The organism is Klebsiella sp. GG_Kp146, from assembly GCF_040061975.1.
In the GTDB taxonomy this organism is placed as follows: domain Bacteria; phylum Pseudomonadota; class Gammaproteobacteria; order Enterobacterales; family Enterobacteriaceae; genus Klebsiella; species Klebsiella quasipneumoniae.
On the sequence record NZ_JBEAHA010000003.1, the window covers coordinates 148997 to 170995 of the forward strand.

At 63.4% G+C, this 21999-nt stretch carries 20 protein-coding genes; 14 read left to right on the top strand and 6 right to left on the bottom strand.

The window, feature by feature from the left end:
- The first annotated feature begins 39 nt into the window (after positions 1–39).
- The 7 genes from tenA to ABLU95_RS05255 all read left to right on the top strand — a co-directional run bounded on the left by tenA (position 40) and on the right by ABLU95_RS05255 (position 7437).
- Positions 40–735, top strand: coding sequence for a thiaminase II (gene tenA, locus ABLU95_RS05225; RefSeq protein WP_065883654.1), 696 nt, complete (start codon positions 40–42; stop codon positions 733–735).
- Positions 732–1460, top strand: a complete 729-nt coding sequence (locus ABLU95_RS05230; protein ID WP_348878959.1) for an ABC transporter ATP-binding protein — start codon at positions 732–734, stop codon at positions 1458–1460. The genes tenA and ABLU95_RS05230 overlap by 4 nt, the downstream gene beginning before the upstream one ends.
- Positions 1457–2197 (top strand): ABC transporter permease, encoded by a 741-nt coding sequence (locus ABLU95_RS05235; RefSeq protein WP_032452953.1) that lies wholly within the window; start codon positions 1457–1459, stop codon positions 2195–2197. Before ABLU95_RS05230 ends, ABLU95_RS05235 begins: the two co-directional genes overlap by 4 nt.
- 24 nt (positions 2198–2221) lie before the next feature.
- A complete protein-coding gene (locus tag ABLU95_RS05240; RefSeq protein ID WP_261902412.1) occupies positions 2222–3157 on the top strand; it encodes an ABC transporter substrate-binding protein in 936 nt (311 codons plus the stop codon).
- 306 nt (positions 3158–3463) lie between these two features.
- Positions 3464–4849: a diaminobutyrate--2-oxoglutarate transaminase gene (locus tag ABLU95_RS05245; protein ID WP_072096675.1), complete on the top strand. Its 1386-nt coding sequence runs from the start codon at positions 3464–3466 to the stop codon at positions 4847–4849.
- A 9-nt stretch (positions 4850–4858) separates the two neighbouring features.
- Positions 4859–6340, top strand: coding sequence for an aspartate aminotransferase family protein (locus tag ABLU95_RS05250; RefSeq protein WP_176377340.1), 1482 nt, complete (start codon positions 4859–4861; stop codon positions 6338–6340).
- Positions 6341–6543: 203 nt separating this feature from the next.
- A complete protein-coding gene (locus tag ABLU95_RS05255; RefSeq protein WP_241516010.1) occupies positions 6544–7437 on the top strand; it encodes a LysR substrate-binding domain-containing protein in 894 nt (297 codons plus the stop codon).
- A 448-nt stretch (positions 7438–7885) separates the two neighbouring features.
- Here the strand turns inward: ABLU95_RS05255 and ABLU95_RS05260 are convergent, their stop codons facing one another.
- The 4 genes from ABLU95_RS05260 to ABLU95_RS05275 form a co-directional block, all read right to left on the bottom strand.
- Positions 7886–9076 carry a cytochrome c biogenesis protein CcdA gene (locus ABLU95_RS05260; RefSeq protein WP_117145400.1) on the bottom strand — a complete coding sequence of 397 codons (1191 nt, stop codon included), beginning with the start codon at positions 9074–9076 and terminating at the stop codon, positions 7886–7888.
- A 102-nt stretch (positions 9077–9178) separates the two neighbouring features.
- Entirely contained in the window at positions 9179–10522 is a 1344-nt protein-coding gene (locus ABLU95_RS05265) for an ATP-binding protein (RefSeq protein ID WP_050534070.1), read from the bottom strand.
- Positions 10519–11259 (bottom strand): response regulator, encoded by a 741-nt coding sequence (locus ABLU95_RS05270; protein ID WP_017900551.1) that lies wholly within the window; start codon positions 11257–11259, stop codon positions 10519–10521. The genes ABLU95_RS05265 and ABLU95_RS05270 overlap by 4 nt, the downstream gene beginning before the upstream one ends.
- Positions 11260–11345: 86 nt before the next feature.
- Positions 11346–12338, bottom strand: a complete 993-nt coding sequence (locus ABLU95_RS05275; protein ID WP_023289793.1) for an alpha/beta hydrolase — start codon at positions 12336–12338, stop codon at positions 11346–11348.
- Positions 12339–12580: 242 nt separating this feature from the next.
- Here ABLU95_RS05275 and ABLU95_RS05280 point away from each other — a divergent pair, with 242 nt between their 5' ends.
- The 7 genes from ABLU95_RS05280 (at position 12581) to pqqF (ending at position 19233) form a co-directional block, all read left to right on the top strand.
- Positions 12581–13558 carry a dipeptidase gene (locus tag ABLU95_RS05280; protein WP_348878961.1) on the top strand — a complete coding sequence of 326 codons (978 nt, stop codon included), beginning with the start codon at positions 12581–12583 and terminating at the stop codon, positions 13556–13558.
- 178 nt (positions 13559–13736) lie between these two features.
- On the top strand, positions 13737–13808 hold the full coding sequence (pqqA, locus tag ABLU95_RS05285) for a pyrroloquinoline quinone precursor peptide PqqA (protein ID WP_002905689.1): 72 nt from the start codon (positions 13737–13739) through the stop codon (positions 13806–13808).
- A gap of 54 nt (positions 13809–13862) precedes the next feature.
- Positions 13863–14789: a pyrroloquinoline quinone biosynthesis protein PqqB gene (pqqB, locus tag ABLU95_RS05290; RefSeq protein WP_348878963.1), complete on the top strand. Its 927-nt coding sequence runs from the start codon at positions 13863–13865 to the stop codon at positions 14787–14789.
- A complete protein-coding gene (pqqC, locus tag ABLU95_RS05295; RefSeq protein WP_023289796.1) occupies positions 14783–15538 on the top strand; it encodes a pyrroloquinoline-quinone synthase PqqC in 756 nt (251 codons plus the stop codon). The genes pqqB and pqqC overlap by 7 nt, the downstream gene beginning before the upstream one ends.
- Positions 15539–15540: 2 nt before the next feature.
- Positions 15541–15819, top strand: coding sequence for a pyrroloquinoline quinone biosynthesis peptide chaperone PqqD (gene pqqD / locus ABLU95_RS05300; protein WP_348878965.1), 279 nt, complete (start codon positions 15541–15543; stop codon positions 15817–15819).
- A complete protein-coding gene (gene pqqE, locus ABLU95_RS05305; protein ID WP_087777050.1) occupies positions 15806–16948 on the top strand; it encodes a pyrroloquinoline quinone biosynthesis protein PqqE in 1143 nt (380 codons plus the stop codon). The genes pqqD and pqqE overlap by 14 nt, the downstream gene beginning before the upstream one ends.
- Positions 16948–19233 (top strand): pyrroloquinoline quinone biosynthesis protein PqqF, encoded by a 2286-nt coding sequence (gene pqqF, locus ABLU95_RS05310; protein WP_348878966.1) that lies wholly within the window; start codon positions 16948–16950, stop codon positions 19231–19233. The genes pqqE and pqqF overlap by 1 nt, the downstream gene beginning before the upstream one ends.
- Here pqqF and ABLU95_RS05315 read toward each other — a convergent pair.
- A complete protein-coding gene (locus tag ABLU95_RS05315) occupies positions 19230–19967 on the bottom strand; it encodes a glutamine amidotransferase (RefSeq protein ID WP_023289800.1) in 738 nt (245 codons plus the stop codon). The genes pqqF and ABLU95_RS05315 overlap by 4 nt on opposite strands.
- A 109-nt stretch (positions 19968–20076) precedes the next feature.
- Positions 20077–21987 (bottom strand): penicillin-binding protein 2, encoded by a 1911-nt coding sequence (gene mrdA, locus ABLU95_RS05320; RefSeq protein WP_032452966.1) that lies wholly within the window; start codon positions 21985–21987, stop codon positions 20077–20079.
- Between the last annotated feature and the right edge of the window lie 12 nt (positions 21988–21999).

The window sequence follows — 21999 nt, forward strand, 5'->3', positions numbered from 1 at the left end:
CCTGCACGCCCGGATCTCCCCTGCATAAATGGAGGTCCTGTGATTGTTCCCGCGTTTAGCCAAGGTCTTTATGGCCGTTTACGCCAGCTGGCCGCCGCTGACTGGCAGCACTATGTGGCGCACCCTTTCGTCCAGCAGCTTGCCGAAGGCACCCTGGCGAAAAGCGCGTTCCGTCGCTATCTGACCCAGGATTATCTGTTTCTGATCCATTTCGCCCGCAGCTACGCGCTGCTGGTGAGTAAACTGCGCACGCTGCCGGAGATGCGCGCCGCGGCCGCCTCCATGAACGCCATCCTTAACGAAGTGCCGCTGCACGTCGGCTACTGCGCCCAGTGGGGCATTAGCGAACCGGAGATGGCCGCCCAGCCCGAAGCGCCAGAAACCATCAATTACACCCGCTACGTGCTGGATATCGGTCATTCAGGCGACGCGCTGGATCTGCTGGTCGCCCTGATGCCCTGCGTGGCGGGTTACGCCGAAATCGGTCTGGGCCTGCTGCATCACCCCTCCACCCGACTGGAGGATAATCCTTACGCCTCGTGGATCCGTAACTATGGCGATGAAGGCTATCTGCAGGGCGTCAGCGCCGCGCTGGCGCTGCTGGAGACCGTGTGGCAACAGCGCGGAAGCGAGGCCCGCCTCGCCGGGCTGAGCGACATCTTCACCACCGCCACCCGCCTGGAGGCGCAGTTCTGGCAGATGGGGCTCAACGCCGCGGCGGAGTCCCGGGCGTGACGGCGCCAGGTATCGAGGTCCGTAAGCTGAGCCTCCATTTCGGCGACCGCCGCCTGTTCGATAACCTGTCGCTGACGGTCCCCGGCGGCCAGTGGGTGTCGCTGCTCGGCGCCAGCGGGGCCGGTAAAACCAGCCTGCTGCGGGTCATGGCCGGCCTGGCCCCCGCCACCCGCGGGGAAGTGGTCGCCAGCGACGGAAAGCCGATACCCGGCCGCCTGGTGTGGATGGGGCAGAAAGACCTGCTTTACCCCTGGCTGAGCGTTCGGGAGAACGTCGCCCTCGGCGCGCGGCTGCGCGGTGAGAAAGTGGATCACGCCCGGGTCGCCACCCTGCTTGAACAGGTGGGGCTCGCCTCCAGCGCCGACGCCCGGCCGGCGACGCTCTCCGGCGGGATGCGTCAGCGCGCCGCGCTGGCCCGCACCCTGTATGAGGACCGGCCCATCGTGCTGATGGATGAGCCCTTCTCAGCGCTGGACACCCTCACCCGCACGCGTATTCAGACCCTCGCGGCCACTCTGCTGGCGGGGCGCACGGTGGTGCTGATCACCCACGATCCGCTGGAAGCCTGCCGGCTGAGCCACCGTCTGCTGGTCCTCTCGGCCGCCGACGGGGAGATCGACGACAGCCATCACCTCACCGGCGCGCCTCCGCGCGCGCCGGATGCGCCCGAGCTGTTGAACGCCCAGGCGACGCTGCTGCAGCAGCTGATGAGGGCCCACTCATGACTGGACGTCTCTGGCGCGGCGGCATGGTGTTCTGCGGACTGATGCTTCTCTGGGGGCTGGCCAGCCGCAGCGGCATTCCGCACTTTCTTTTACCCTCCCCGGCGGCGGTCGCCGAGGCGCTGTGGGTCAATCGCGCCTATCTCGGCTGGCACACGCTGATTACCCTCAGCGAGATCCTCAGCGGCCTGGCGCTGGGGGTGGCGCTCGGCGTCACGCTGGCGCTGGGCATGATCCTCTCCCCGCGCCTGCAGCGCTGGCTGATGCCGCTGGTGCTCACCAGTCAGGCGATCCCGGTCTTTGCCCTCGCCCCGCTGCTGGTGCTGTGGCTGGGGTTTGGCATGAGCGCCAAAGTGGCGATGGCGGTGCTGGTGATTTTCTTTCCCGTCACGTCCGCCTTCTTTGACGGCTTGCGACGGGTCAACCACGAGTATCTCGATCTGGCGCGCAGCATGAACGCCTCCTTCGGCGCTCAGCTGCGGCATGTCCGCCTGATGGCCGCCCTGCCGGCGCTGGGCTCGGGCCTGCGCATGGCGGCGGCGGTGGCCCCCATCGGCGCCATTATCGGCGAATGGGTCGGCTCCGCCGAGGGGCTGGGCTACGTCATGCTCAATGCCAACGCGCGGCTGCAAACCGATATCTGCTTCGCCGCGCTGTTTATTTTAGTACTGCTGACCCTCTTCCTGTGGCTGGCGGTAGACACCCTGCTGCACCGGCTGATCGACTGGTCGCCGGAATAATCATGAAGTAATAAAGGAAAACAGATGAAAACGTCGCTTTTCGCCGGAGCAACCCTGACGGCGCTGCTCAGCGGTCACGCGCTGGCCAATGAACCGCTCACCCTGGTGCTGGACTGGTATATTAACCCCGACCATGCGCCGATTATGGTGGCCGAGCAGATCGGCGCCTTTAAGGCCCAGGGTCTGGACGTCAAGATTGTCCCCCCGTCGGATCCGGCGCTGCCGCCCCGCATGGTGGCCGCCCGTCAGGCGGACCTGGCCATCACCTACCAGCCGCAGGTGCACTTCTTCGCTGACGAAGGGTTACCGCTGGTGCGCGTGGGCACCCTGATCGGCTCGCCGCTGAACACGGTGATCGCCCTGGATAAGCAGATCAAAACCCCGGCGGATCTGCAAGGCAAGAAGGTGGGTTACTCGGTCAGCGGCATTGAGCAGGCCACCCTGTCGACCATGGCGCAGCATGCGGGGATCGATCCAGCCAGTATCAAGCTGGTCAACGTCAATTTTCAGCTGACCAGCGCTCTGCTGGCGGGCCAGGTGGACGCGGTCATCGGCGGTTATCGTAATATAGAAGCGCAGGAGCTGAAGCTGCAGGGCAACGCCCCGGTGGTGATGAACGTTGAGGATTATGGCGTACCGGCCTATGACGAGCTGGTGATTGTCGCCCACCGCGACGCGATTCATGAGGCGAAAATCCGTAAATTCCTCACCGCCCTGCAGGCCGGGGTCAGCTACCTGCGCGCGCATCCGCAGGAGAGCTGGGAGGCGTTCGCCGCCGCGCATCCGGAGCTGAAGACCGAGCTTAACCATCAGGCGTGGCTGCAAACCGTGCCGCTGTTCGCCGCCGATCCGGCGGCGCTGGATAAAGCGCGCTACGACACTTACGAACAGTTTTTATATAACAATAAGTTGGTGAAAAAAGTTACACCTTTAACAAATTATGCGGTTGAGCTGCATTGACTCTTGCTATCGCTGACGGAAGGCTTTCCGTCAGCGCTTTAACGCAGCGGCAATAAAAATATAGAGACTTTCTCACTAATAATTACACTTTAAAGGGTTATCGTTACTCTGGGTTGTTTTATTATAATTCAGCAGGTTACGTTAATTTTCACCCCGGTAAGAATAACGTCAAAATAACGCAATCAATAAAACGTTGAATGCGGATTTAAAAAGCCATATATTGTGCGCGCTTTATGAATGCCAATTCAATTCCTTACACCAATTATTCAACCAGCGTTCAACCGCAATGCTGGTTGTGGGAGTGATATGATGACGGATAAAGTCCGTATTGATACTTTACGTGCCGATTTATTAGACGCAAACAACGAAACCTTTTTGGCCCGTCAGGCCGAATTCGAATCGAATGTCAGGAGTTACCCGCGTAAGTTACCGCTGGCTATCACTAAAGCTGAAGGCGTGTGGCTGACTGATGCGGATAACAAACAGTACCTGGACTGCCTCGCCGGCGCCGGTACTCTCGCTCTGGGCCACAACCACCCTGATGTATTGCAGAGCATCCAAAGTGTCATTACCAGCGGCTTGCCGTTACATACTCTCGATCTGACTACCCCGTTAAAAGATCGTTTCTCCGAATACCTGCTCTCTTGCCTGCCGGGCGAAGGGAAAGAGTATTGCCTGCAGTTCACCGGTCCTTCCGGCGCTGACGCCGTGGAAGCGGCGCTGAAGCTGGCGAAAAAATACACCGGTCGTACGTCGGTGATCAGCTTCTCCGGCGGCTATCACGGGATGACACACGGCGCGCTGTCGGTCACCGGCAACCTGTCGCCGAAAGCGGCGGTCAACGGCATGATGCCGGAAGTGCAGTTTATGCCTTACCCGCACCTGTACCGCTGCCCGCTGGGCATCGGCGGCGAAGCCGGCGTCAAAGCGCTGACCTACTACTTCGAAAACCTGATCAACGACGTGGAGAGCGGCGTCCGTAAACCGGCGGCCGTGATCCTCGAAGCCGTTCAGGGCGAAGGCGGCGTGAACCCGGCGCCGGTCGAGTGGCTGCAGCGCATCCGCAAAGTGACCGAAGAGCACGGCATTCTGCTGATCGTTGATGAAGTGCAGGCCGGCTTTGCCCGTACCGGTAAATTCTTCGCCTTCGAACACGCCGGTATTCAGCCGGACATCATCGTGATGTCGAAAGCGGTTGGCGGCGGTCTGCCGCTGGCGGTGCTGGGCATTAAAAAGCAGTTCGACGCCTGGGAACCGGGTCACCACACCGGCACCTTCCGCGGCAACCAGCTGGCGATGGCTACCGGCCTGACCACCCTGCGCCACCTGCGCGACAACAACATTGCCGACAAAGTCGCCGCCCAGGGCGAGTGGCTGAAAGGCAAACTGGCGGAGCTGCAGAAGCGCTACCCGGTCATTGGCCACGTTCGCGGTCTCGGTCTGATGATCGGTATCGAAATCGTCAAGCCGAACGACGCGCAGGATCACATGGGCTGCTACCCGGCTGACGGCGAACTCTCTGCCCTGCTGCAGAAGAAATGCTTCGAAGCGGGCCTGATTCTGGAGCGCGGTGGCCGTCACGGTTGCGTGCTGCGCCTGCTGCCGTCCCTGCTGATCAGCGACGCGGAACTGAATGTGTTCCTCGACAAATTTGAACAGGCCCTGCTGGCCGCCGGTGTGAAACCGGTCTGAGTGGAGTCAGTGACCACCATGTCCACATTGAATCCGATTCTTGCTGGTTCGGCGCAGAGCGTTGAGGCCTATCAGCAGGTTATCGAGCAGACCAGTCAGGCCGTTGTGCAGTGGCTGAAGCAACCTGAGATGTATCAGGGGAAAAGCGTTGACGAACTGCGTGAGCGTATCTCCCTTGAATTTAACGAACAGGGGTTGGGTAACCAGGCGGCGATTGATCGTGCGATCGAGTACTTCCTGAAAGACAGCCTGTCGGTGCATCACCCACAGTGCGTGGCGCACCTGCACTGCCCGAGCCTGGTGATTAGCCAGGCGGCGGAAGTGCTGATCAACGCCACCAACCAGAGCATGGACTCCTGGGATCAGAGCCCGTCGGCGACCATCATTGAGATGAAGCTGATCGAGTGGCTGCGCGCCCGGGTCGGCTATCCGGCAGGCGACGCCGGCGTCTTCACCAGCGGCGGCACCCAGAGCAACCTGATGGGCCTGATGTTGGCGCGCGACGCCTTCTTCGCCCGTCAGGGACACTCCATCCAGCAGGATGGACTGCCGGGGGATATCCGCCAGTACAAAGTGCTGTGCTCGGAAAACGCCCACTTCTCGGTGCAGAAGAACATGGCGCTGATGGGTCTCGGCTACCGCTCGGTTACGCTGGTGAAAACCGACGAATTCGCGCGGATGGACGTGGCCGACCTGCAGGCGAAGATTGCGCAGGCGCAGGCTAACGGTGAACAGATCATGGCGATCGTCGCCACCGCCGGGACCACCGACGCGGGGGCTATCGACCCGCTGCGCGACATCGCTGGTATCGCTGCGGAGCATCAGATCTGGCTGCACGTTGACGCGGCCTGGGGCGGCGCGCTGCTGCTGTCTGAGCAGTATCGCGACTATCTTGACGGTCTGGAGCTGGTGGATTCCGTTACCCTGGACTTCCACAAGCAGTTCTTCCAGACCATCAGCTGCGGTGCCTTCCTGCTGAAGGATGCCCGCCATTACGAGCTGATGCGTTATCAGGCGGCCTATCTGAACTCCGAGTTCGATGAAGAACACGGCGTGCCGAACCTGGTCTCCAAATCGCTGCAGACCACCCGCCGCTTCGATGCCCTGAAGCTGTGGATGGGCCTCGAAGCGCTGGGGCAGAAACAGTATGCGGCGATCATCGATCACGGCGTCACCATGGCGAAAAACGTCGCGGAGTACGTGAAGTCGCAGCCGACGCTGGAGTTGGTGATGCAGCCGCAGCTGGCGAGCGTGCTGTTCCGTTCCCGTCCGGCGCAGATGGCGCAGAGCGACGCGGCGGCTATCGCCCTGCTCAACCAGCGCGTCGGCGACGCCCTGCTGGCTTCCGGCCGCGCCAACGTTGGCGTGACCGAGCACAACGGCGTTACCTGCCTGAAGCTGACCCTGCTGAACCCGGTGGTGACGCTGGATGATGTGAAGGTCCTGCTGAGCCTGGTGGAGCGCACCGCTCAGGAGCTGCTGGCGCAATAATCTGCCTGAGCGAGGCGGCGCCTGTCGCCCCGCTCAGCGGCCAGCCCTGCCTGCACTAAGCCGATAAGTTCCCTTATCGGCTTTTTTTATGCCTGCCTGCGCGACTTCTACGCTTCTCGCCGCAGGGTCCGTTGACGCCTGCCCGCCGCGATGCCACAGTAAGGTCCCGATAATGGCAATCGCCAGAATCCAACGTCCCGGTAATAAGGATGATAATGGAGAAACGCTTACCCGGCCTCGATCTCGACGCCCTGCGCAGCTTTGTGACCGGCATGGAGTGCGGCAGCTTCGCCCTGGCGGCGCAGCGTCTGGCGCGCTCCACCTCCGCCGTCAGCGCCCAGCTCAAAAAGCTGGAGAGTCAGTGCGGCGCCGCGCTGGTGGTTAAACAGGGGCGGCACCTGGCACTGACCGCGGAGGGCGAAAAGCTAATGAGCTACGCCAGACGGCTGCTGGCGCTCAATGATGAAACCCTGCGCGCGCTGCAGGGCGAACGGCTCACTGGCGAAATTCACCTTGGCATGCAGGAAGATTTTGGCGAATCGCTGATGCCGGGGATCCTTGGGCAGTTTACCCGCCACCATCCGCAGGTGCGGATCGTCGCCAGGGTGGATCGCAATGGCCCGCTGCGCCAGGCGCTGGCGGAGCAGACGCTGGATCTGGCGCTGCTGTGGCAAACCGAAGATCAGGGCCCCGGGCTGGGCCGCTGCCCGCTGGCGTGGATTGCGCATCCTGACTTTGACGTTCGCGCGCGGCTGGCGTCCGGCGAGCCGCTGCCGCTGGTGATGTTCGACAGCCCGTGCCTGATGCGTTCCCGCGCTATTGCCTGTCTCGATGCCGCAGGGATCCCCTGGCAGGTGGTGTTCGTCAGCCACAGCCTGAGCGGCATCTGGGCGGCGGTGCAGGCCGGCCTGGGGCTGACGGTACGCAGCCGCATCGGCATGCCAGGCAATCTGCGCCCCGCCGGCGGATCACTGCCATCCCCCGGCAACCTAGCCGTCAGTCTGCAACAAACCTCGCGTCAGGAACCCCATTCCGCCGCGGTCACGCTGCTCGGCGAACTGATGTCCGAGGCCCTGCAGGAGTGGGTTGTTCGGTGACAGTGTCACGCCAGTTTCCCTCACCCTAACCCTCTCCCGGAGGGAGAGGGAACCGTTCAGCAGCGTCTGTTAACCCGGCAAACATTTTGTCTCCACCCGCTACGTAACCCGCCTTACCGGGCCTGCACCCGGCACCGTAACCCCCCAGGCCGGGCAAGCGCAGCGCCGCCCGGCAATGGGCATCCAGCACCCTTCCCGTTTCAACGCCCGGTGGCGGCTGCGCCTTACCGGGCCTACACCCGGCTCCGTTACCCCCCAGGCCGGGCAAGCGTAGCGCCGCCCGGCAACAGGCATCCAGCACCCTTCCCGCTTCGATGCCCGGTGGCGGCTGCGCCTTACCGGGCCTACATTCTCCCTGCGCGCTCCTGTAGGCCGGGCAAGCGCAGCGCCGCCCGGCATCAGGTATAAAGGCTGTAGGGATCCGTCCGCCAGACGCCTACGCCACGGGTCAGGCTTTGCTCTCCTGCAGCAGCTGCTGGATCACCTGCTCCTGGCGGGCATAATCCCCTTCGCCGAAGGCGGTATAGCGCAGTTGCCCACGTGCGTCGAAAATGTAATGCGCCGGCCAGTACTGATTGCCGAAGGCATTCCAGATGGCGTACTCATTATCCGCCACCACCGGGTAGGTTATCCGCCAGTCCTTTACCGCCTGGCGCAGCAGCGGCAGCGAACGCTCCCAGGGATATTCCGGAGTATGAACGCCAATCACCACCAGCCCGGCCGCGCGGTATTTGTTCGCCCAGTCGCGCACGTAAGGCAGGGTATGCTGACAGTTGATGCACTCCCGGGTCCAGAAGTCCACCAGCACCACTTTGCCCTTCAGACGCTCCGGGGTTAACGCCGGGCTATTGAGCCATGCGCTGCCCCCCGCCAGCGAAGGCATCGCGCTGCTGGGCTCGGGCGTCGCGATCGGTTGCAGAACCGTTTTCTGCGTTGGCTGTGGCAGACGGGCGGCCAGCCGCTGCTCCAGCGCCTGACTCCAACCTCCCGCGCTTTGCAAATAGCGGTCGCCGCCGCTGGCGATCAGCGCCACCGAGGCCAGCATCGCCACCCCCGCCAGCCGGCGCAGCCGTTCGCCGAACGCCAGCCCGCGACGCAGACGGGCAATCAACGCCGCGCCGCACCACCCGAGCAGGAATAACATCAGCGCCCCGCCGCCGCCGTAGGCTAACAGCAACCCGCCGGTGGTCGCCTGGCCCGGATGCACAAAACCCAGGCTCAGTATCGCCCCCAGTACCGGCCCGGCGCACGGCGCCCACAGCAGACCCACCGCCAGCCCGGCCAGTAGCGAACCGATCCAGCCGCGCTGGCGTGAGCTGGCGTCGTTAAGCTGATTCCCCAGCGCCACCAGGGGTGACGTCAGCCGCTGCGCGACGCGCGGCGAAAGCAGGCTCAGCCCGACAAGAGCGAAGAACGCCAGCGCCAGGCCGCGCCCAGCCAGCGTCAGATTCACGACCCAACCGCTGGCGACCGTCACCAGCCACGACACAGCGCCAAACATCAGCGCCATGCCCGCCAGCATGATCGCCAGTTGCCCCCGGCGGCCCCGGACGCTGGCGAACAGCAGCGGGATCACCGGCAGCGTACAGGGGCTTAGCAGGGTTAACATCCCGCCCAAAAATGCAATGAATATCGACATCGCCTTCTCCTCATTATGCCATCGCTGCCGAAGGTGGCAGCCACAACATTACAGCAAGGGGATGTAGGGCGGATGTGTCGGGAAAGCGGGAGAATTGTCGGTTTAGTTTTCTATCTGCGCCGGAGATACAGCAGGATACAATCCCTGCGCGGCGAGACGCACGCTGGCATCCAGACCGCCCTGCGGGCGATTGGCCAGGCGCAGCGTGCCGTTCATCTGGCTGACCAGCTGCGCGGCGATCGCCAGCCCCAGGCCGGTGCCGCCGGTATCGCGATTGCGCGAGTCCTCCAGGCGATAAAACGGCTGCAGCACCGCCTGCAGCGACGCCTCAGGGATCCCCGGCCCCTCATCCAGCACATGAATGATGATATCCCCGGCGGCGTCGCGGTTGAGGGCGACCGTTACCGTGGCGCCGAATTTCAGCCCGTTATCGATAAGGTTGGTCATCACCCGGCGCAGGGCCTGCGGTGGGATCCACACCACTCCGGCGCGCGCCTCGGGGCAAAACCGCACCGGCCGGCCGACATCGGCATAATCGCAGGCGATGCTGTCGAGAAAGGCGTCAAGGTTCAGCCGCTGGCGCGCCTCCTCCAGCGGCTGCGAGGTGCGAGCGAAGGCGATACCTTCGCGCACCAGGCGGGTCATATTGTCGAGATCCTGCAGCAGTTTGTCGCGCAGTTCAGGCTGGTCGGCCATCTCCACCCGCAGCTTCATCCGGGTGATCGGGGTTTGCAGATCGTGGGAGATGGCGGCGAGGATCCGCGCCCGCTCCTGCAGATGATCGTGGATGCGGGTCTGCATCGCGTTAAACGCGCGGGCGGCACGGCGCACCTCCTCCGGCCCCTGCTCGGCCATGGTTCCCGCCGTGTCGCTGGCCGGCTCAAGCGCATTCACCGCATGGGTAAAGCGAGTGATGGGCTGCAGTACCTGGCGAACCGCGTACCAGGCGCAGGCCAGCAGGAGGACAAACTGAGCGATCAGCACCACCGGCAACCAGCGGGCGATGGGCGGTAGTTTCGGCCACAGGTCGAGGGTTAAGGGGGCGCCATCGTGGAGGGTAATATGGGCCTGGATATGCTGCCGCGGACCGGGGATCGCCACAATACTCACCGGATACTGCGCGCTCAACGCCTCCTGCAGGGAGCGCGCCGCGTCCCGGGCGCGCCAGCTGTCCGGGTAGTCGCCGCGCTCGCCGGCGTCCAGCTGATAGCGGTAGTTGCCGCGCGCCAGCTTCGGCAGCCACTGCGGGCGTTCAGCGGGCGGCAGACGGTCGAGGATCGCCACGCTGGTGGCGACATCCGACGCCAGATTGCCCAGCATCACGCTGCGGGCGCTGCTCATACGCTCATAAAACAGCAGCGACAGGGTTAAGGTATTCGCCAGCAGCAGCGCCAGAAACAGCAGCGCCATCAGCCTCGACTGCAGCGAGGCGGGCCAGAACCTCATTCATGCCTCTCGCGGATGGAGACCGGGACCGACAGCACATAGCCTTCGCTGCGCACCGTCTTAATGTAGGCCGGCTCGCGGGCATCCTCCCGCAGGCGCTGACGCAGCCGGCTCACCAGCAGGTCGATTGACCGCTCAAACAGTTCGGCGTCGCGTCCCTGGGTCAGATTCAGCAGCTGATCGCGGTTCAGCACCCGCTGGGGATGGTCGAGAAACACCCGCAACAGTCGATACTCCGCCCCGCTGAGGGCGACAATCGCCCCGCTGTCGTCCAGCAGATGGCGGGCGGCGGTATCGAGCAGCCAGTCGCCAAACGCGATCAGCCTGCCCGCCTCGGTGATCTGCAGGTTGGGCGGCAGCGCCCGGGTGCGGCGTAAAATGGCTTTGATGCGCGCCAGCAGTTCGCGGGCCACAAAGGGCTTCACCAGATAGTCGTCAGCCCCCATCTCAAGGCCGAGGATCCGGTCGCTGTCGTCGGTGCGGGCGGTGAGCATCAGCACCGGGATATCCTGTTGCGGGTTTGCGCGCAGCTGGCGACAGAGCGTTAAGCCATCCTCCCCCGGCATCATGATATCCAGCACAATCAGGTCGATTTGATGGTTTTTGAGCACCGACCACATGGCTTTGCCGTTCGCCGCGCCGCTGGCGCGGTATCCCGATTTTTCCAGATAGTCGACAATCAGTTCCCGGATGTCGCGGTCGTCATCGACGACCAGGATGTGGTCAATACGCTCCAAAGGCTGCTCCTGCGGCAAAATAGACTCTTCACAAGCATAAGCCGTGTTGCCGGAAGCGCAACGTCGCGCCGCCGGCAAGGCGCGGGTTACAAACGATCAGCGTCCACCACCGCCTGCACAAACGCCGTCGGGTCCTCCTGCGGCGGGTTATGGCCCACCGGCCCCTGCAGATCCCGGTGCTCATATTTACCGGTAAATTTGGCCCGGTAGCTGGCGGGAGCCGGATGCGGCGCGCCGTTATTCGCCCCTTCCAGAGTGATGGTGGGCACCGTAATCGGCGGCAGCGCCGCCAGCCGTTGTTCATAGCTGGCATACTTCGCTTCTCCCTTCTCCAGCCCCAGGCGCCAGCGGTAGTTGCTGATGGTGATCGCCACGTGGTCCGGGTTATCCAGCGCCCGGGCGGTTTTGGCAAAGGTTGCGTCGCTGAATGGCCACTGCGGCGACGCCTGATGCCAGATAAATTTCGCAAAGTCATGGGTGTTCTGCCGGTAACCGGCTTCCCCGCGCGGAGTGGCAAAATAGAACTGATACCACCACGACAGCTCCGCCTGCGGCGGCAGCGGTTTTTCGCCAATCTGCTGACTGCTGATCAGATACCCGCTCACCGAGACCAGGGATTTCACCCGCTGCGGCCACAGCGCGGCGACGATATCCGCCGTGCGCGCCCCCCAGTCAAAGCCGGCCAGATCCGCCTGCCTGATGTTCAGGGCATCCATCAGATGGACAATATCGGCCGCCATCGCCGACGGCTGACCGTTACGCGGCGTGCTGGCGGAGAGGAAACGGGTGGTACCGTAGCCGCGCAGATACGGCACAATCACCCGGTAGCCCTTCTGCGCTAAAGCCGGCGCCACCTGGGCATAGCTCTGAATATCGTAGGGCCAGCCGTGCAGCAGAATCACCGGCTGGCCGTCGCGCGGGCCGATATCCACGTAGCCAATATTCAGATCGCCGGCGTGGATCTGGTGGATCTTGTCGAACGCCCCCGCGTCTTCAGCGGCGCAAACGGCAGCGGACCACAGGGTGGATAACCCCAGCGCCGCGGCGCTGGTATACCGGATCAGGGATAATCTGTTCATCGCTATGTCACCTTTCATCGTCATCAAGAGAGTACGTAACCAGTTAAGCGGAAATTTGTATCCGCCGTGTTCCCGACCGGGGCCGTTTTTATCTCTTCATGTCAGCGATCCGCCGCGGGATACAGTGTGATACATAATCAATGTTGGCAATTGTTGCTGGCTTGTGAATTTCTGCTTGCCCCCGGGCATAAATCCGCTACCGTGACAGCCATTTTTACCACCTGATAACCCAGGAGCCCGCTGTGGCGATTTTTGATGGTCACAATGACCTGCTACTGAATCTCTGGCTGCACCATCGCGAGGATCCGGTGAACGCTTTCTTTGCCGGGATAGAGAGCGGCCACCTCGATTATCCGCGTATTCGCCAGGGCGGTCTGGCCGGCGGCCTGTTCGCCCTCTTTGTACCGCCGCAGGAGTATATCGCCCGCGTGGCGCCCCAGTACGCCAGTCAGGCGTGGGACCCATTAACGATCCTCTGGCAGCAGCTGGCTATCCTCAAGGCGATTTGCGCCCATGACGCCAGCCGCGCGCGGCTGTGCCTGAGCGCGGCGGATATCGAACGCTGCCGTCAGGATAATGCGCTGGCGATGGTGGCGCACATCGAAGGCGCCGGCGGGTTTGACGCCCAGGGCGACGATCTGCAGGCCTTTTATCGCGCCGGGGTGCGCAGCATGGGTCCGTTCTGGAACATCGCCAATCGCTTCGGCTGCGGGGTCACCGGCGCCTTTCCCGGCAGTCCGGACAGCGGGCCGGGTCTTACCGGCGAGGGCATTGCGCTCATCGCCCAGGCCAATGCCCTGAAGATGCAGATCGATGTTTCGCACATGAATGAACAGGCCTTTTGGGATACCGCCCGTCACTCCACCGCCCCGCTGGTGGCCACCCACTCCAATGCCCACGCCCTGTGCCCGCAGCCGCGCAACCTGACCGATCGGCAACTGCGGGCGATCCGCGACAGCGGCGGCGTAGTGGGCGTTAATTTCGGCAACGCCTTCCTGCGCGCCGACGGACGGCGCGATAGCGACACGCCCTTCGCCACCATCATCCGGCATATCGACTATCTTATTAACATAATGGGTGAGGATCATGTGGCCCTTGGCTCGGATTTTGACGGCGTCACCCTGCCGGACGCGCTGGGGGATGTGGCCGGCTTACCGCGGCTTATCAATGCCTTGCGTGACAGCGGCTATGATCAATTGGTGCTGGATAAGCTGCTGTAGCGTAACTGGCTGCGGGTATTAAAAAATGTTTGGCAACAATAGGTTATATTGTAAACATAAAGTTAATTCCTTACAGATTCCGGGTTGATCTCTCTCCCGGTGAAGCGCAATATGCGGCGGCCGTCACAGATCCTGCATTATCCGTGAGGCCTGTCGTCATTTTTAAGAGGAACAAAACATGTGGAAGAAACCTGCTTTTATCGATTTACGTCTCGGTCTGGAAGTGACGCTGTACATTTCTAACCGCTAATCGCCCCGCCCGCCGTTCGCGCGGGCCTCTTTTTTCATTACCCGGTCCGTCTTCATGTTCATTAAAGTCCTCGGTTCCGCCGCCGGCGGCGGTTTCCCGCAATGGAACTGCAACTGCGCCAACTGTCAGGGTCTGCGCGACGGCACGATCCAGGCCAGCGCCCGCACCCAGTCGTCGATCATCGTCAGCGATAACGGTCAAGAGTGGGTGCTGTGCAACGCCTCGCCGGATATCAGCCAGCAGATTGCCCACACGCCCGAGTTAAATAAAGCCGGCGTGCTGCGCGGAACGCATATCGCCGGCATTATTCTCACCGACAGCCAGATCGACCACACTACCGGGTTACTCAGCCTGCGCGAAGGCTGCCCGCATCAGGTGTGGTGCACCCCGGAGGTCCATGAGGATCTCTCCACCGGCTTCCCGGTGTTTACCATGCTGCGCCACTGGAACGGCGGCCTGGTGCATCACCCCATCGCGCCGCAGCAGCCTTTTACCGTTGACGCCTGTCCTGATTTGCGGTTTACCGCGGTGCCTATCGCCAGCAACGCGCCGCCCTATTCGCCGTATCGCGACCGGCCGCTGCCGGGCCATAACGTGGCGCTGTTTATCGAAAACCGCCGCAACGGGCAGACGCTGTTCTACGCTCCGGGGCTCGGTGAGCCGGATGAGTCCATTCTGCCCTGGCTGCAAAAAGCGGACTGTCTGCTGATCGATGGCACCGTCTGGCAGGATGACGAACTGCAGGCCGCCGGCGTCGGGCGCAATACCGGCCGCGATATGGGCCACCTGGCGCTCGGCGATGAGCACGGGATGATGGCCCTGCTGGCCTCCCTGCCGGCAAAACGCAAAATTCTTATTCATATCAATAACACCAACCCGATCCTTAACGAGCACTCTCCCCAGCGTCAGGCGCTGACGCAGCAGGGGATTGAAGTGAGCTGGGACGGGATGGGTATCACCCTTCAGGATATCGCATGCTGATCACCGACACGCTGTCGCCGCAGGCCTTTGAAGCGGCCCTGCGGGCCAAAGGCGCCTTCTACCATATTCACCACCCTTACCACATCGCCATGCATAACGGCGACGCGACCCGCGAGCAAATTCAGGGCTGGGTGGCGAACCGGTTTTATTACCAGACCACTATCCCGCTGAAAGACGCGGCGATCATGGCCAACTGCCCGGACGCGCAGACCCGGCGCAAATGGGTGCAGCGGATTCTCGACCACGATGGCAGCCACGGCGAGGACGGCGGGATTGAAGCCTGGCTGCGGCTGGGGGAAGCGGTCGGTCTGAGTCGCGACGATCTGCTCAGCGAGCGCCACGTGCTGCCCGGCGTGCGCTTCGCGGTGGATGCCTATCTTAACTTCGCCCGTCGCGCCTGCTGGCAGGAGGCGGCCTGCAGCTCCCTGACCGAGCTGTTCGCCCCGCAGATCCATCAGTCGCGCCTCGACAGCTGGCCGCAGCACTATCCGTGGATCAAAGAGGAAGGCTATTTTTACTTCCGCAGCCGTCTGAGCCAGGCTAACCGCGACGTGGAGCATGGCCTGGCGCTGGCGAAGGCCTACTGCGACAGCGCTGAAAAACAGAACCGGATGCTGGAGATCCTGCAGTTTAAGCTCGACATTTTATGGTCGATGCTCGACGCCATGACCATGGCCTATGCCCTGCAGCGCCCGCCCTATCATACGGTCACCGACAAGGCGGCCTGGCACACGACCCGACTGGTGTAACCATGCAAAAAACCTCCATCGTCGCCTTTCGTCGCGGCTACCGCCTGCAGTGGGAAGCCGCCCAGGAGAGCCATGTGATCCTCTATCCGGAGGGAATGGCCAAACTCAATGAGACCGCCGCGGCGATCCTCGAGCTGGTGGACGGCCGGCGCGACGTCGCGGCGATTATCGCCATGCTCAACGACCGCTTCCCGGAAGCCGGGGGCGTTGATAACGACGTCATCGAGTTCCTGGAGATAGCCTGTCAACAGAAGTGGATCACCTGCCGTGAGCCAGCATAAACCCGCCGTCAATCCGCCGCTGTGGCTGCTGGCGGAGCTAACCTATCGCTGCCCGCTGCAGTGCCCCTACTGTTCGAATCCGCTGGACTTCGCCCAACAGGAAAAAGAGCTGACCACCGAACAATGGATCGAGGTCTTTCGCCAGGCGCGGGCGATGGGCAGCGTACAGCTGGGCTTTTCCGGCGGCGAACCGCTGACCCGTAAGGATCTGCCGGAGCTGATCCGCGCCGCGCGCGACCTCGGGTTTTATACCAACCTGATCACCTCCGGGATAGGGCTGACGGAGAGCAAACTCGACGCCTTCAGCGAGGCCGGGCTGGACCATATCCAGATTAGCTTCCAGGCCAGCGATGAAGTGCTCAACGCCGCGCTGGCCGGTAACAAAAAAGCCTTCCAGCAGAAGCTGGCGATGGCCAGAGCGGTGAAAGCGCGCGACTATCCGATGGTGCTCAACTTCGTTCTGCACCGGCACAACATCGATCAGCTGGATAAAATTATCGCGCTGTGCATTGAGCTGGAAGCGGATGACGTTGAGCTAGCCACCTGCCAGTTCTACGGTTGGGCGTTCCTCAATCGCGAGGGGCTACTGCCGACCCGGGAGCAGATCGCCCGCGCCGAGCAGGTGGTCGCCGACTACCGGCAGAAAATGGCCGCCAGCGGCAACCTCACCAACCTGCTGTTTGTCACCCCGGACTATTACGAAGAGCGGCCGAAAGGCTGCATGGGCGGCTGGGGATCGATTTTCCTCAGCGTCACCCCGGAAGGCACCGCCCTGCCTTGCCACAGCGCGCGCCAGCTGCCGGTGGCGTTTCCGTCGGTGCTGGAGCAGAGTCTGGAGTCGATCTGGTATGACTCGTTCGGCTTCAATCGCTACCGCGGGTATGACTGGATGCCGGAGCCGTGCCGCTCCTGTGATGAAAAAGAGAAAGACTTCGGCGGCTGCCGCTGCCAGGCCTTTATGCTGACCGGCAGCGCCGATAACGCCGACCCGGTGTGCAGCAAATCTCCGCATCATCACAAAATCCTCGACGCCCGGCGCGAAGCGGCCTGCAGCGAGATAAAAGTCAGCCAGCTGCAGTTCCGCAACCGGGCCAGCTCGCAGCTGATCTACAAAACCCGGGACCTGTAATGACGCTGGCGACCCGCACCGTCACGCTGCCGGGCGGCCTGCAGGCCACCCTGGTCCATCAGCCGCAGGCCGAACGCGCGGCGGCCCTGGCGCGGGTCGCCGCCGGCAGCCACCACGAACCGTCGCGCTTCCCCGGGCTGGCGCACCTGCTGGAACACCTGTTGTTTTACGGCGGTGAGCGCTACCGGGATGATGACCGGCTGATGGGCTGGGTGCAGCGCCAGGGCGGAAACGTGAATGCCACCACCCTGGCCCGCCATAGCGCGTTTTTTTTCGAGGTCGCCGCCGATGCTCTGGCTGACGGTGTCGCACGTCTACAGGAGATGCTGCAGGCGCCGCGGCTGCTCAGGGAAGATATTCAGCGCGAAGTGGCGGTGATTGACGCCGAGTACCGCCTTATCCAGCAGCATGAGCCGTCGCGCCGGGAAGCCGCCGTTCGTCACGCCGCCAGCGCGCCCGCGGCGTTTCGCCGCTTTCAGGTAGGCAGCGCCGACGCGCTGGAGGGCGATCGCCCTGCACTGCAGTCGGCCTTACGCGATTTTCACCACACCCATTACGTCGCCCGGCGGATGCAGCTCTGGCTGCAGGGGCCGCAGTCGCTGGAGGCGCTCGGCGAACTGGCGGTCCGTTTCGCCGCCGGGTTTGCCGCAGGCGAGGCTCCGCCGCCGGCGGCGCCGCTGTGCCTGGACGAGACCACTGAACTGCAGCTGGCGGTCGACGCCCGGCCCGCCCTGTGGCGCTGTCCGCTGATCGCCTTAAGTGACAACGTCACCTTACTGCGCGAGTTTTTGCTCGATGAAGCCCCCGGCAGCCTGATGGCCGGGCTGCGCCAGCGTGGTCAGGCGCAAGAGGTAGCGCTGAGCTGGCTGTATCAGGATCGGCACCTCGGCTGGCTGGCGCTGGTCTTCGCCAGCGACCAGCCGGAACAGGTCGACCGGCAGATAACCCACTGGCTGCAGGCGCTACAGCGGACGACGCCAGACCAGCAGCAACACTACTATCAGCTGTCCCGGCGCCGTTTTCAGGCGCTGTCGCCCCTCGATCAGCTGCGCCAGCGGGCATTCGGCTTTGCCCCCGGCGCGCCGCCCGCCGGGTTCGCCGATTTTTGCGCCGCCCTGCAGGCCGCCCCTACGGTCAGCCTGGCCTGCCAGACCCTTTCCCCAGGGGAGCCTGTTGCCACCCAGGGCTTTAGCCTGCCGCTCAGCCGCTGGCGCCGCCGCCCGGTCACTGCCCCGGCGCTGAAATTCGCTTTTTATCCGCAAGCCGCTGGCGGCCTCGTGGCCGAAAGCCCGGAGCAAGCCGCGCCGCTGCTCCACCTCCCGTTACCGGGAGAGCCGCCGAGGCTCCTGCTCCGACCGCCCTTCTCCTGCTCGCCAAATCAGGCCGAGGGGCTGGCGCGCGGGGAACAGCTGCGCCCGCTGCTCGCCGCGCTGCGCCACGCCGGGGGCCACGGCGAGTGGCATCGCTTCGACGGCAGCTGGCAGCTGCTCCTGCAGTTGCCAGCTGCCGGCCGGCGGCCGGAGGCTATTCTGCAGGCCATCGTGCGGCAGCTCGCGCTCCCGGCCGACCCGCTGGCCCCGCCGCCGGAGAGTATTGCTATCCATCATCTCATGGCCCAGCTCCCCGAACGGTTGGCCACATCAGAGCATCAGGCTGGTTGGCTGGCGGCCCTGGCCGGCGGCAGCGCGGAGGATGCGCGGTGGGTCGCGCGCCAGCTGAGCCTGCTTACCGTCCCGGTCAACCCGCCGGGCAGCCTCCCCGGCCCCTGCCGGCGCGGCGTCGAACGGCTGGCTTTCCCCGGGGGCGATACGGCGCTGCTGGTCTTTATTCCGCTGCCGGATGGCGCCTCGCTGGCGGCTCTGCGGGTGCTGGCGCAGCGCTGCGAACCGCTCTTCTTCCAGCGCCTGCGGGTAGAGCAGCAGATTGGCTATGTGGTGAGCTGCCGCTATCAGCGCGTCGCCGATCGCGACGGGCTGCTGATGGCGCTCCAGTCCCCGGATCGCCGCGCCGTGGAACTGCTGCGCTGTTGCAAAACCTTTCTGCGCCAGCTGCCGCCGCTGGATGAGGCGGCCTTCAGGCCGCTACAGCAGCGCCTGGCCGCACAGGTCCGCGCCCGGACGCCGCCCGAGGCGCAGGCGCTGGTCGCCCTGCGTCAGAAGTATGCTTTACCGGAGCTGACGGCGCAGGCGGCTGACGCGCTGCGCGTCGAAGCGGTCGTCGACCTGGCCCACGAGATGTCCCGCCGGCGTCGCCGCTGGCGGGTGCTATTCACTGCAGGGGATTAATGGCCGGGTGCATCAGGGGGCAGAAAGGCGCTGACGAAGCGCGTGAGGATTGCCGCGGCCTGCGGGCTCTCCTGCACCTCATCGTATAACCGCTGCGGGTCGATGCCCTCTGCCTGCAGCACCGCCTCCCGGTAGCGGATCAGCGCGCGGGCAATCGGCGCGGTGAATTCCGGGTGAAACTGCGTGGAGACCGCATGCGGCCCGTAGCGCACGATCTGGTGGGGGTCGTGTGCGGACGCGGCCAGCACCGTGGCCCCCTCCGGCAGGCGGGTAATGGTTTGCATATGGCTCAGATGCGCGGGAAAGGCGGCCGGCAGGTCCCGGAGCAGCGGGTCGTCGACACCCCACGGCGATAGCGAAACGGTTTGGCTGCCGCTTTCCCGTCCGGCTGGATGATACGCCACCTCGCCACCCAGGGCATGAGCCATCAGCTGATGGCCATAGCAAACGCCGAACAGCGGCATGCCGATAGCCACCGCCTGACGGATCCAGTCGGCGGTCCGTTCGCTCCACGCCAGGCGGTCGGAAACCATCGCCCAGGAGCCGGTCAGCACCGCCACCGTCTGGCGATCCGGCGCCGGCAGCGGCTCGTCCTCAAACACCCGTACCGCGGTGAGCTGCGCCTGCCATGGCGCCAGCAGCGTGCGGAACCAGCGCGGCAGATCGCCATGCTCCTCGCGGATGGCTGCCGGGGGCGTCCCGGTCTGAACCAGCAATAATCGCTTACGTGTCACCCTTCCTCCTCACTCGTCATGTTCCTTAAAAATACTATGCCGCCGGGAAGATAAGGGGACAAATAACCAATTTCTATGAACGATGCGCCTGCGGAATAAGTCCTGCCGCTTACTGGGCGTCCGCGCTCTCCCGCTGCGGCACGTCGGCGGCCGCCGCCGGCGCCTGCTGCGGGACAAAAATATGGTCCAGGATGGCGCGCGCCGTCGGTCCGGCCACCACCCCGTCCCCGCCGCCGTTCTCCAGGATCAGCGCCATCGCCACCTTCGGATGCTGATAAGGGGCAAACAGGGTATAGAAAATGTGGTCGCGCAGACGCACCGGGATCATTTTGGCGTTATAGGTCTGGTTTTGCTTCAGACTGAACACCTGCGAGGTCCCGGACTTTGCCGCAATCTGATACGGCGCGGTGTGGAACAGTTTGTAGCCGGTGCCGTTGGGCAGATTCGCCATCCCATACATGCCGTTGCGCACAATGCCCCAGTACGGGGATTTCGGATCGCCGACCTGCGGCAGGTTCGCCGGCTGCTGATAACGTTCCACATGATTGCCCTGCTTCATCGAATAGAGCAGATGCGGATCCTGCACCTTGCCGTTGTTCAGCAGCGTGGTGAGCGCTTTCACCATCTGGATGGGGGTGGCGATCCAGTATCCCTGGCCGATGCCGACGGAGATGGTATCCCCCTGATACCAGGGCTTTTTATGCACCCGCTGCTTCCACGCCCGGCTCGGCAGCACCCCGGCATACTCCTCATTGAGATCGATGCCGGTAGACTGGCCGTAGCCGAACTTGCTCAGCCACTCATGGATCCGGTCGATACCCATCTCGAAGGCAACCTGGTAGAAAAAGGTGTCTGCGGACTCTTCAATGGCTTTGGTGACGTTGAGCATGCCGTGGCCGGTTTTCAGCCAGTCGCGATAGCGGCGTTGCGTGCCCGGCAGCGTCCACGTCGGCGCCCCGAAGAAGGTGGTATTCGGCGTGATCACGCCCGCGGAGAGCGCCGAGAGCGCCATATAGGGCTTCACCGTCGAGGCCGGGGGATACAGCCCCTGGGTGACACGGTTGATTAACGGTCGGTCGGGGTTATCCAGCAGCGATTTATAGGCCTGATAGCCGATGCCTTTGACGAACGGGTTAGGATCGTAGCTGGGGCTGGAGACCATCGCCAGTACCCCGCCATCACGAGGATCGACCACCACCACCGCCGCGCGCTGCCCCTTCAGCACCGACTCAATATACTGCTGCAGGTGCAGGTCAAGGGTCAGGTAGAGATTTTTCCCGGCCACCGGCGGTACCTCTTTCAGCAGACGTACCACCCGGCCGTGGTTATCCACCTCCACCTCCTGGTAGCCGGTGGTGCCGTGGAGCGCTTTTTCGTAATAGCCTTCGATCCCCTGCTTGCCGATATTGTGGTCGGCAGCATAGTTCTCCTCTTCACCGTCTTTCGCCAGCCGCTGCAGGTCGCTGTCGTTGATTTTCGACACATAGCCCACCACGTGCGCCAGCTCTGCGCCGTAGGGGTATTCACGCTGCTGGTAGCTCTCCACCGTCACCCCGGGGAAACGGAATTCGTTGACCGCGAAGCGGGCCACCTCCACGTCGCTGAGGTCGGACTTGAGGGTAACCGCTTTATAGCGGCTGCTGTGGTGCATATCGTCGCGGAAACTGGCGATGTCATCCGGCGTCAGGTCGACAATCGGCGTCAGGCTTTGCAGCAGCGCGGCCATATCGGGAATTTTGCTCGGGATCACCTGCAGGCGATACAGGGTAATATTCTGCACCAGCGGAATGCCGTTGCGATCGAATATCAGCCCGCGGCTGGGGGCGATGGGCAGCATTTTGATATCGTTTTGGTTGGAGCGGGTCTGGTAGAAATCGTGCTGCTCCACCTGCAGATGGTAGAGGTTGAAAATCAGCACGCCAAAGCAGACCACCACCAGCAGAAAGGCGATTGCGGCCCGGCGGATAAACAGCATCTCTTCCGCGGAGTGGTCGCGAATTTCATCTCTCAAAAGGGGCATTAGCGGTACATC